The following is a 12,961-nucleotide window of genomic DNA, read 5'->3' on the forward strand; positions in this document are numbered from 1 at the left end:
CAGTTAGTAATGCTGGTGTAAAAATTGCATGTACACCTTGTAAAATATATGGCCTTTAAGCCAGTGAATCTTCGTTGATTGTATCAACTTTCGCCAAGATATACATGATTTCTATCATATTTGGTTGGTCTCAGGCATTGAGCTTTTCTGCAATCATAGTAATCTGTTACTAATTGTATCAATCGAAGGAAGGTTGCTTGTGAAAACTCCAGTTAACCCACTTTTGCGATGGCTCAATGCGTTTTTTAGCAGTCGTTCATTACCCGGAGCTGATGGGAGGGCGCTGTATGCTTACCGTTGTCATGATGCAGAGTATGAAAGTTTGGCTGCTCTTCTTCGTGCCCATGTTCCACGTAACTACCCCAAAACCATATTCATTTCTTACAGTGATGTTTTGTTCAGCATATACGCCGCTGAGTTTATCCGCCGTAACCATACTGCAGGACATCCAAGATGGGACGTTATTTTAGAATCGATTGGCTGGAAGGTACCTTACGCACATCGGCAAAAGCTGGTAAATGATGGGATTCGTTACTGGAAAAGAAAGGTGAGAAGTCTGGGTCAAGCATCGGGTTATCTGCATACTCTGGCTTGCGAAGGCGGTTTGCCCATCCGGATGATTGAAAATGAAAGTGGCTATTTAATAACCTATTTCAGACGAATTTATCAGGCACTACGTGGGCAATCGTCAAGGCGTCCTGCGGAAATAATCGCACAAGAACTGGGCGACACTATTCCTGTGACAATGCAAAATGAACTCGTCTATGAAATAGCTGGTGAATTTTGCGAGACACTTCATACGTTACTCAATGAGCATCCCACTCATGGTCAGGACCCCGTTTCCTCACTACGCAAACAATATCCTGACTGGCATCTTCAACTTCCGTTGGTACTCCCGGAAGAGAATGCCTCAGAGATTGTAAGACGATTACTTTCTCAATCTTCAGAGCCCCGTATATCAAGCAATGTGCTGGTTGAAAGGATATGGGTTGATGTTGATGACAGTTGGTATTGCGATGCCCGGTTTCGATTTCCGGCCACAATACGTACTGAACAGTTAATATCCCTGTTTGAAAGCAATATTCAGCCGGAACAGACACGACTCATCATTTCTGCAAAATGGAGAAATGGTGGGGCCCGGTTGGCAATGCTAAGCCGTTATGAACAGCAAGATTGGCGAGTAGAGTTATTACCCTTCGCTATGCAAAAACTCTCTGGGGCAGATGCGATGACCGAAATATCGTTGTCGCTCCATGAAGGGCCGATTCTGCTAGGTCACGTAATTCCCAAAGGGGGTTATGAGCTTACCGAAGATTTACCATGGGTTTTTGAAGCGATGAATGAGAGCGAATCGCAGTTAAAACTTGTCGGCATGGGCTCTGTTAGTTCCAGGCAAAACTCTCTGTTTATTTCGCTACCGACAAATAGTCATTTGGATATTAGTGGAGAAGGTGAGTTTGATATCCCGAGGTTGCTGAAAAATAGTGAACGTAGCTTAACTAAAATAAGCGGAGTATTCAGCGTTGTTTTACATGATGGCGCAGTTTGTACGATTCGCACGCAGCAACTTTATGATTCTGCGATTGAGTATTATATAAAACCGACAGAGATCGATCTGGTAAAATCTGATTATCCTGTCCATCGTGCCTGGCCAAAGATCGGCTGGAAAAAGGATATGCAGCATGGCATTGTACCAGAGAACGAACTTTTTTGGCGATCTATTCGTTCAGGTAACAACTCTTGGTTTTCTGTCGCATCAGTAATGCCGAAAGGGCAGATAGAAGTCAGGCGAATAGTCAATGGTGAGGTTTTATTTAGCGGTAAAGTTGTGATTTTGCCAGCAGATTTCGATATTCAAATTATTCCCGAGACTGCTCAGCAAGGAGTTATTGTACTCTCTGGTATAACGGATGCAAGGGTTGATAAATATTCAAACAATGAAAAAGTAACACTTAAATCAGATTATTTGCAAAACGAGTGTGTTATTGATTGTAATTCATCACAGATGCTAGAGAGCACCATCAATTTACGAGTATCCTGGAAAGATGGTTCTAATCTTAAATTGTTATTACCTAAGCCCGTTAGCGGTGGACGGTTTGTAAGTAATGATGGTTCTGTTCATTTTGACGGTGTTGCATCTATAGCACATTTGCATGGCGTGGACGCTGAGCTGTTAACAATATCTTGTGCCGGGAAAGGATATCTTAATATCGAGTTGTTGGATGAAAACCCGATGTCTGAAAAATTTCATTATTTACATGCGGATATTCCATTGTTATCTGGCCGTAATGAAAAATTGCAACAGATTTCACTTTATGAGAATTATAATCTGCTGAACGCCATGCTTGCATGTGCATGGAAAAATGATAGTACATTACGTGTTGATTTTTACTCTGACAGATTTGGTAAGGACAAAACAACACTCAATATTAAACGCTACGATGGCCGTTTTATTGAGGGTGATGAAAGATTGCTGGTTGATATAAAAGATTCTATTGTTTTTCCTTACCATAAAATAGACGACATGGTTGTTGAAGCCATTTCTCTTAATACTCCTGACTTATGTACAGTCCTGCTGAAAAAAGATGAGTCTGGTTATGATTTCTCGACGTTGAATAATCAAGGTGGCCCATGGCTAATTGTGGGTAAAATTGATGGTGCAATTCGTATTGCACCAGTGATTAAATGGATGCTACCTACATTACAGACAGATGATTTATTTCTAAATGCTATATGCAACGCATCGCCAGAACAACGCAAGGAATATTGTAATGCGCTGTTTTTGGAAATGAAAAATAATCCTTTGCAAAACTCTTGTTATTTGTTGGTTGAGTACATTAAAAAATATAAGTTGAATAATAGCTTGCCTTTGCTGGAACTGGATTTATTTAGAGAAATTTCGAGTAATTATTGCGTGGTTGTTCAGTTGTTAATATCATCATGTCTTTCTGGGGATAGTGATGCTATTTATGATATACAGGAGGAATTACCCTTCTCATGGGGATGGATTCCTGTTTCAATATGGAAAGATGTCTTTGAACAGTGTTGGTATTCTCTGGAAAAACAGATTAATGATAAGGCATTTGCATTAAATATACTACAGCCATTTATTGCATTTATAAATCATCAAGCGCATATCGATCGTCGATTAGTTCCCATCGCTAATATGTTGCTTACACATAGTGAGATATTACCTGCAGGTTGCACTGTATTGCCATCTGTAAGCCGCGAGCAGTTTAATGATGCCAAACAGATGTTATTAAGAAACCCAGATAGTTTTGGACGTGTCAGCATTTTTTCTAAAGAGCTTTGGGATAGTGCTATTACTCCAGACCTTAAATCTGTTTTTAATAAATTTTGGATCGAAAACACATATCACACTCGTTTTGAAAAACGTTTTAATTTGATGTTAGTCGCGGCGCTGCTCTCCCAAAGAAACAATAAACTTATGCATCAGCTAACTGCACTTTTTGAATTTCACTATCAGCAAGCCCCGCAGCAATTGGGGGTTATCTATCAGTATTATTTTGAACAAGCTGGAGTATGTCATTGATGAACGTTCAGCAACTGCATTATGCGCCACTTCTAAATCAGCTTCATCAGCGTGCGGTGAGGTCGGTAGTAAATCAGCTGGCATTGCGGAGCAAGTCGTTGAGTCAATATCTGGAATCTCAATATTTCCAGCCTCCAGGTCTGGGGGGGTCACTGCTTGCAGATCCGGTATTCGAAAGTACGTTTGGCTGGATGCCTGCGGATGAAACAATGGAGGATTTGCGTGACAAACTGATCTCCAGCCCGCTGGTTGATGCTTTGAGCAATGCGCCAGTGCCGTTTCGTCATCAGCTAACTGCGTGGCGAACGATTCTTGAAGACAAGCAGTCCCTATTAGTGAGCAGTGGTACAGGGTCAGGAAAAACAGAATGTTTTATGGTGCCGGTGCTGGAAGATCTTATTCGTCAGCAAAATTTGACCCGGCAGTCACTAACAGGGACGCAGGCTATTTTCTTGTATCCGTTGAATGCGCTAATAAATAGTCAGCAAGAGCGGCTTCGCGAGTGGACTCGCGGGTTTAAAGGGAAGATACGCTTTGCGCTATATAATGGCGAAACCCGGCATACCAAATATGAAGTTCAGGAAGACCAGCTCAAAGTACCTGAACAGGCATTGAGTCGGGAAGCCATTTATGAAGCCCCACCGTCCATCATGGTGACGAATACCACGATGCTGGAATATATGCTGATTCGTCGCAAAGATGCCCCTGTCATTGAAAAGTCCCAGGGAATGCTGAAGTATATCGTCCTTGATGAGGCTCACAGTTATATTGGCTCTCAGGCAGCTGAATTAGCGCTGCTTTTACGTCGCGTCATGCAGGCCTTCAATGTTGGACCTGGTACAGATAAACCTGTGCAAATCATTGCTACCTCGGCCACTATTGGTGAAGATTCTCCTGAAGGTAATAAAGAACTTGCTAAATTTGTTGCCGATCTCGCGGGGGTCACAGAACGTGATGTAAAAGTAGTTCGCGGCTATCGACAAATACCGCCGATATCGGAGTCTCTTATTCGTCATGAATATCCCACATCTTTAGCATCTCTTAACTCACTAAGTTCTCAGGAACTTTACCAACAGCTGTGCAATTACCGTGTGGCCCAGCAATTGCGTCAGGCGTTAACTCGCCCCGGACGCCTGGCGGTACGTTTGAGTGAATTGCTCAATGTTGCCAAAAGAACCTGGCCAGACATTAATCACCGTGAGCTGCTGCAGCTTCTCGATCTGATGGCGAAATCGCGAGAGGGTGAATCTAAATTTTCACTAGCTTTTACGCCATTACGTATGCATGGGTTTATCCGAACACTCGCGGGCCTATGGGCATGTTCAAATAAACAATGCGCACATAAAGCGAGTGAATTAGGTGAGAGTGACTGGCCATTTGGTCAGGTATGGTTTGAACAACGCCAATATTGTGACTGTGGTGCGCCTGTATTTGAAATCTTACGTTGCTCCGGGTGTGGTTCAGCTTATTTGTCTGCCAAGGAGGAAGTGCGCGGTGATGGAACGAGCTGGTTGTTGGCGCAACCTGCTGCTGCCGAAGAGGATGAGTTCGCTCTTGATCTCGATGTTTATTCTGAAGATGAAGATAACAACGAATTAGAAAATAACTCCCAATTTGATCGTCTTATAGCGAGCGATGGTGAAAAATATATCATTTCACTGGAGGAAGCGACGGCGGGTAAAATCGACCGCGAGGCGCAAAAGCACTATGAGATAAATCTGCTAAGACCTGAATCTCGAGGTGAGGGACGCAATAATTCCTTTGCTTGTGTTTGTTGTGGTGACACCCAACGGAAAAATAATCCTTTGTTCCGTCCGCTTCGACTCGGTGCACCCTTTTTTTTAAATGAAATTATTCCTACTCTGCTTGAATTTTCGCCTTTACCGCAAACAAGAGAAGAGCAGTTAGGACCGTTTAATGGTCGACGTTTGCTCACCTTTACGGATTCACGTCAGGGAACCGCCCGTATCTCTGCCCGATTACAGCAGGACGTAGATAAAGCTACGTTACGAACCCTTTGTTATCAGGAACTGGCAAATATTAATGAGCCATCAGTAAAGCTCAGTCCGGCACATTGTGCATTGTTAGAGAGTTTTATTACCCAGTTTTCTATCCCTCCGTTAAAAAATTCCATCGACGCACTGAGAAAAGCGATGGTTTCGAATGAGAAGCTTAGCCCAGCAGACGTTCAGGCGCTTAGAATTATCGAGCCGATGGTTAGTTCCTTAAGTCAGGAACATGCTGAAGCAATGCAAATACTCCTCGTCAATTCAGGCAATCAGCAGAAGAAAACCATGTCGTGGCAAACTCTGTCTGAACAACTTGTTGGCAGTGTGGACCTTGCGGACAGAATGAGAGGCAGTTTTAAAGACTTGTCTGGACTTGAGCTTACTAAACAACAGTTTGCTGATTTTTGTTTATACAGTGAGTTTGGTCGCCGCCCTAAAAATGCCTGGACCCTCGAAAGTCTGGGGCTGGTGGCCATTCACTATCCATTTATTGATAAAGTCACAACCTGCCCGCAGGACTGGAAGACATTATTACCCGACCCCGATAAGCAATTACCGGAATGGCGTAATTTATTGAAGATTACCCTTGATTTCTTTATACGTGAAAACAGTGCCGTTTTTTACGAAAACGAGGAGTACCCTCGCTGGATGGGAGCACGTTTCCCGGTAAAAATGCTGCAGGGGCCAGATAAAAAATACAAAGGGCAGAAACGTGATCAACTTTGGCCACAAATACGCGATCGTCATTATAACCGGGTCATTAAGCTATTAATTGCTGTCTTTCCGGCAATACAGCCTGAGCAGGCTCACTGGAAAGCGCTGGTTAATTACTTAATGAATGAGGTCTGGGAAGCTATTCGACCATGCCTGCGTCAGTTTGAATCGGGTTATCAATTGGACATTAAACAACAAGCTGAATTTTACAGTCCAAAGCAAGTCTGGCGTTGCCCCTATACTCGCCGTGCGTTAGATGTCACTTTATTGGGTTATTCTCCGTATTTACCAGGTAGCAAAGAGATAGCACCTGAAAAAGCTGTATTGATTGAAATGCCTGAGCTTCCTGCGCGTCACTGGCGTTTATCTGGTGGTGGAGAAATGGCGCGAGAAGAGCGCCTGCACTGGCTGGAATGTAATGAACGCATTCAACATGCTCGGGAGGAGGGGGTATGGTCTACTCGCAGTGATCGATTGGCCCTGAAAGATAGCTGGTATCGTCTGGAGGAACACTCAGCGCAGCGAACACCAGAGAAGAACCAGTTTAATGAAAAACAATTTAAAGCAGGGAAAGTCAATGTGTTGAACTGTTCCACGACCATGGAAATGGGCGTGGATATTGGTGGTATGAGTTTGGTCGCGATGAATAACGTTCCTCCGGCTCCGGCGAATTATTTGCAGCGTGCTGGCCGTGCTGGCCGTCGCGGTGAAAGCGCATCTGCCGCCATTACGTTATGTAAAAACACCGCGCATGGAATGGAGGTATTCAAAGACCCTCTCTGGGCGTTCAACACCGTTGCGAGTGCCCCACGGGTTCGTTTTGGTAGCAGTAGTATTGTTCAGCGGCATGTTAACGCATTGGTTTTAGGTGCGTTTTTACGAGCTGAAGTTCCTGATGCGACAAAACTGAGTTGTAAATGGTTCTTTGAAGGTGATGATAGCCAGTGTCTTCGTTTTCTCCATTGGTTAAATCATCAGGCCGATCAGCTGGCGGATAAACTTAAACGCCTTACCCAGGGAACTGTACTGATGCCATTGACGCCGCCACAGCTCTTGACTCGTACGCAAACGATGATGCAGCTGGTTGATACTCGTTGGAGAAGCCAACTTGCCATACTGTTGGAAAACGTCGAAGCGTTGAAAGCAGATAACAGCGCGTGGGAAGAAACGCCAGCAGGTAAAGCCATCACTTATCAGCTTCGTGATTATCGCGGTGCTTATCTGTTTTCTAAACTCATCAGTGAAGCGTTCCTGCCGGGTCATGGTTTCCCGGTTGGCGTGGTCAATTTCAATTATCTGACCGCGGATGAACTGGAAAGACGTCGCGCAATAAAAGCCACTCAGGCTGACCCTAATGAAGGGGGAGAAAACTTTTCTCGCCGCATTGAAAAACTGCCCAGCCGTGACCTGCCCACAGCATTACGTGAATATGCTCCTGGTGCTGATGTGGTATTGAGCGGAAAAGTGTATCGTTCCTCGGGTATTATGCTTGGTAAAGTACTTGCCAGCGGGCAGGAGCTGTCTGGCGATCATCATATTCCGTGGTTCTGGCATTGCCGTAAATGCGGCACGGGAGCGACCAGCGCCACCCGGCCTGTCGAATGTTGCCACTGCAAGGCAGATATACAGCAGCTTGATGTGAAGCGGTATTTACAGCCTGTCGGTTTCGCGACAGACATTCGTTATCAGGCACATAATGATGTATCCATGCCTGCGCAACTTCCCTGGAAAGATCCTCGTGTTCTTGTACCTTCTTCGGTATGGGTCTCCTTACCCGATGCTGGACTCGGACGTTACCGTTTTAGTCATAGCGGGGAATTGTTCCACTTCAGTGAGGGTGAATTTGGTCATGGCTACGCAATTTGTCTTTCCTGTGGCCGGGCAGAATCTCAAACTCAGCCCCAGCGTACTCCGGAGAATCTAAAGAACCCGGAGAAAGAAAATACGCACTACCTGTTGAGAGGCGGTAGTAATGATCGGCAGGGGAACAATAAATTGTGCCACGGTCATGTTCATAAAGATCTGTGGTTGGGATATAGCAGTCGTACGGATATGGTTGAGCTGCAACTCAATGGTGATAATGGTCAATTGATCCTTGATGATGTTGCCGCTCGATCCCTTGCGGTTGCTTTGCGTGAAGGATTAGCGCATAAATTGGGTATCGAAAATACTGAGCTGGGCGTGACGACGCAGCAAGCGCGCGATATTGATGGCCCCACCGGATATTCTATCTTTATTTACGATAATAATGCTGGTGGTGCGGGTTATGCAGTGCAATTGATCGATCATTGGTCGGATGTCTTTAATTACGCCAGAAAATTGCTCGATTGTAGCTGCGATAAATTCTGTCACCACTGCTTGCTCAGCTACGATAGCCAGCATTATGTCGGCAAATTAGATCGTCACCAGGCATTGACCCTGCTCACTAATCTTCGGCTACAGCGGCTTAATCTCGCGCCAGAATATCAGTACTTCGGAGAAAGTAGCCGGGTTGAAACCAACCCACTCAGTTTGCGTATTGCGCAATGCCTAAACAGCGAGGTTTATGATTCCTGCTCGTTGGTCCTTGCTGGGTCGCAGGAACAGTGGAATTTTGCGCAATGGCCATTATTTAAAGAGTTACTCCAGTTTGCTTCCTCTGGGGGCAATGTTGAGTTGCTGATTGCCACGCAGCTGGAAAACTTAGCTGATAGCACCAGACATCAGCTTTCCGCGCTGGCGGCGATACCGGGTGAACGCTTGCGAGTGAAATCTATAGCCACTGCGCAACTTGTGCAAGGGAAAGGGCTCTTGCTGGCACAGGTCACTCGTGAGGGGCAAACCCAACAGTGGGCCGCTGACGACAATGCCACCGTTTCGCCCGGTGAATTATGGGGACAAAGCTCGGCATCGCCGGTAGTGACGATTAAAGGGGCATCCAGAAAAATATTCTCGGGTCAGACCTTGAGTGCAGAAGACTTACTGCCAGCGTTACCCGCCGGGGCGGTACGCATCAATCTCTGCCAACAACTTGACGGTCAGGTGGAAGGTTTTGGTTCGCGTTTCTGGGCACTGATAGCTCAGCAGCATGCTGGCTGGAAGAAGGCTGTTGCCAATCGACGCGAAATTACGCACGTCCATTATAGTGATCGTTATCTCAATAGCCCGTTTACTGTACGTTTGTTAGGTGAAATTTTGACGGAATTGGTTGAACAGGGGCTGGCAGAACGCGCCGAACTCACTGTTTCAGTTAAAAAGTTAGAGTACAGTTCTCGCCAACACGATTCACTCTATAACGCATGGCTTGATGAGCAGGATCGCCAGCATGTTATGACCACGTTGCTGGTAGAGGGCTACCTTGGGCCTGCCTGGTCAGGGAAAATCTCATGGTTAGCAGGAGATAATCAGAACACCGATCACGGACGTGAACTGACCGTGACCTTCAGCGATGGCAGTGAACATTATGTGTTACTTGATATGGGACTGAGTTACTGGCGTTGTACAGGTGACACATTCTTCGATTTTTCAGGACGAATACCGAATCAGGTCGAGCGCCTGGCAACATGCCGGGCATTGGTTATAGCCCCGGATAATGGATTGAAGAGTTATATCATCGCAGGCTAAACGGACACTCCCCCACCGACTCATGGTGGGGGAGTTGACCTGGCTCATTTTTTAATTGTTGATGTTTGAAATTTCTGCGTGTTTTCTGCGCATTACATTCCATTTTATTCCCCTGATGCTGCCATTCATGTTATCTTTAAGGCCATCTTTTTTATCGCAGTGTGCCGCGCCACATCGATCGGGATAGTGTTACCGCCACTGCCTCATACAGACAGAAAAACCGATGAATAAGCAAAATTATGCACCTGGAATGCGGGTGGTTATTCGTGATGCAGAGTGGCGCATTCGCCGGGCGGATGAAAGCGGAGATGGTGGCAATCTGCTGACCTGTGATGGCATTTCGGAGCTGGTACGCGGTAAAGAAGGGCTGTTTCTGACAAAGCTGGAGCAAAAAGTCGAGATTCTCGATCCAGCAAAAACAAATCTGGTGGAAGATGAGTCAGCCAATTACCAGGCGGCTCAGTTGTACATAGAGAGCCAGCTACGCCAACGCGTACCGACGGACGGCAAAGTCCATTTTGGACATCAGGCTGCGATGGACTCTATGCCATTTCAGCTCGATCCCACGCGTATGGCGCTGGCGCAGCCGCGCCAGCGGATATTAATTGCTGATGTGGTAGGGCTGGGTAAAACGCTAGAAGCTGGTATTCTGGTTTCAGAGCTGATTCGCCGTGGACGTGGCAAACGCATTCTTGTGCTGGCGGTTAAATCAATGCTCACGCAATTCCAGAAAGAGTTCTGGAGCCGTTTTGCTATTCCGTTGACGCGGCTTGACTCTGCTGGCTTACAAAAGGTGCGCAACCGCATTCCAACCAACCACAACCCGTTCCACTATTTTGATAAGAGCATTATTTCCATCGATACCCTGAAACAAGACATCGAATATCGTCACCATCTGGAAAACGCCTGGTGGGATATTATTGTCATCGATGAAGCGCATAATGTCGCTGAACGTGGGACCAGCTCTTTGCGCAGCAAACTGGCAAAATTGCTCGCCGGGCGCAGCGATACGTTGATTATGCTTTCAGCTACGCCGCATGACGGTAAGGCTGAAAGTTTTGCCAGCCTGATGAATATGCTCGACCCGACGGCCATTGCCAATCCGAAAGAGTATGAATACGCCGATTTTGCCGATAAAAATCTGGTTGTGCGTCGCTTCAAAAAAGACGTAAAAGATCAGATGGCTGGCGAGTTTCCGGAACGTAATATCGTCAAATTGATGCGCCCGGCAACCGGACCTGAAGAGGAAGCCTACCGCCGATTGGTTGAGAGTCAGTTCCGTGACGATGATGATGAAGACTCGCGGTCAAATAAAGGCCGCCTGTTCAAAATTACGCTCGAAAAAGCGTTGTTCTCCAGTCCAATGGCATGTGTCAGCGTGGTGGCTAACCGCCTGAAGCGGCTTGAGAACCGCAAAGAAATAAACAGTCAGAGCCAGATTAACGAATTAGAGTCACTGCTGCTGGCGCTCAATAATATTGATGCCAGCCAGTTCAGCAAGTATCAGTTGTTGCTGGAGACCATCCGTAACGATCTCCGCTGGAAAGCGAATAACACGGAAGATCGTCTGGTGATCTTTACCGAGAGTATCAAAACGCTCGAGTTCCTTGAGAAGCAACTGTGCTCCAATCTCAAGCTGAAAGACGATCAAATTGCCACGTTGCGAGGCGATCAGGGCGATACAGTTCTGATGGAAACCGTCGAAGCGTTTGGCAAATCCCAGTCTCCGCTACGCCTGCTCATCTGCTCGGATGTCGCGTCTGAAGGTATCAACCTGCACCACCTCAGCCATAAAATGATTCACTTCGATATTCCTTGGTCGCTGATGGTATTCCAGCAGCGTAACGGACGTATTGACCGCTACGGGCAAAAACACCAGCCACAGATCCGTTACTTGCTGACTGAAGCCAGTGAACCGCAGATCAACGGTGATATGCGCGTGCTGGAAGTGCTGATCAATAAAGACGAACAGGCGCAGAAGAATATCGGCGACAGTTCCGAATTTACTGGCAAATTTACCCAGGAAGAGGAAGAAGAGCAGGTTGCTGAATTCATGATGCAGGACGATGGCGCCAGCCTGTTCGACGACCTGTTGAATAGCAATGTCACTGAAAATTCTGAACACGACCTGTTTGGCGAAATCTGCAGCGCAGTGTCCAGCGATGCTTCGATCGTGACCGAAAGTGACATTAGTCTGTTTGATAATGAGCAGGCATACTGCGAAAAAGCGCTAGGCTATCTGAAGACCTGCGGCCAGACCGTGCAATACGATACCATGCCTGATAACACCTTATCGCTGGTGGCACCGGAGGACTTACGCCGTCGCTTTAACCAGTTACCGCCGGAAATTGCGCCGGAAAACTGGCTGCTTTATCTAAGCCAGGACAAAACTGTTATTACGGAAGCCATTTCGCGTGCGCGCGGTGAGCAACATGCCTGGCCCGATGTGCAGTATCTCTGGCAAATTAACCCGGTCGTGCAGTGGTTAGACGACAAAATTCAGTCTGCCTTTGGTCGCCACCAGGCTCCGGTGATGCGCCTGCCGCACCTGTTTGAACCTGATGAGGATCATTTCATCCTTTCCGGGTTGTTCCCGAACCGTAAGTCGCACCCGATGGTGAACCCGTGGCTGGTGGTGAGCTTTAACCGCGAAACGTTAAGCGGTAGCCTGCCTTTTGCTGAGTTCCTGAAACGACATCCGCAACTGAGGAGCAAGCTGACTAACAGTGGCGGCAAAGATCGTAACCATCAACGCCAGCAGGATCTGCTGGAAGCGGCAATCGCCCATGCGCGGGATGTGTTTGTTCACGATCGAAATGCTTTTGAGGAGCGTATCAATCAGCAGCTCAATGAGCATCTACAGAAGCTGGACGTTCTGCGTGGGCGTCAGCTGAATCAACTGGAGCTGGATTTTGCCGATAATAAACAGCAGCTTTCAGTGAAACAGAGCCGCAAAGAACAACGTCAGCGCGAAATCGAACACAATTTTGACAGCTACATCCAATGGATTGAGGACACCATGACCACCGAAAAAGAGCCCTACATCCAGGTTATTGCTGTAATCACCGGAGCGGAGGGCTAA

The 12,961-nt window shown here is 46.6% G+C and carries 3 protein-coding genes; all 3 read left to right on the top strand.

Annotated elements, in window-relative coordinates:
• Window positions 1-193 precede the first annotated feature (193 nt).
• On the top strand, window positions 194-3,553 hold the full coding sequence (locus EL244_RS16030) for an STY4851/ECs_5259 family protein (protein WP_126462261.1): 3,360 nt from the start codon (window positions 194-196) through the stop codon (window positions 3,551-3,553).
• Window positions 3,553-9,879 carry a motility-regulating DEAH-box RNA helicase gene (locus EL244_RS16035; protein WP_108478855.1) on the top strand — a complete coding sequence of 2,109 codons (6,327 nt, stop codon included), beginning with the start codon at window positions 3,553-3,555 and terminating at the stop codon, window positions 9,877-9,879. Before EL244_RS16030 ends, EL244_RS16035 begins: the two co-directional genes overlap by 1 nt.
• 223 nt (window positions 9,880-10,102) lie before the next feature.
• Window positions 10,103-12,961, top strand: a complete 2,859-nt coding sequence (locus EL244_RS16040; RefSeq protein WP_126462265.1) for a DEAD/DEAH box helicase — start codon at window positions 10,103-10,105, stop codon at window positions 12,959-12,961.

Origin of the sequence: Providencia rustigianii (assembly GCF_900637755.1) — a bacterium.
Taxonomy (GTDB): Bacteria; Pseudomonadota; Gammaproteobacteria; order Enterobacterales; family Enterobacteriaceae; genus Providencia; species Providencia rustigianii.

Excerpts from the sequence above, each read along its gene's own strand:
- EL244_RS16035 (WP_108478855.1), top strand. The coding sequence starts at position 3,553 with ATGAACGTTCAGCAACTGCATTATGCGCCACTTCTAAATCAGCTTCAT.
- EL244_RS16040 (WP_126462265.1), top strand. The coding sequence starts at position 10,103 with ATGAATAAGCAAAATTATGCACCTGGAATGCGGGTGGTTATTCGTGAT.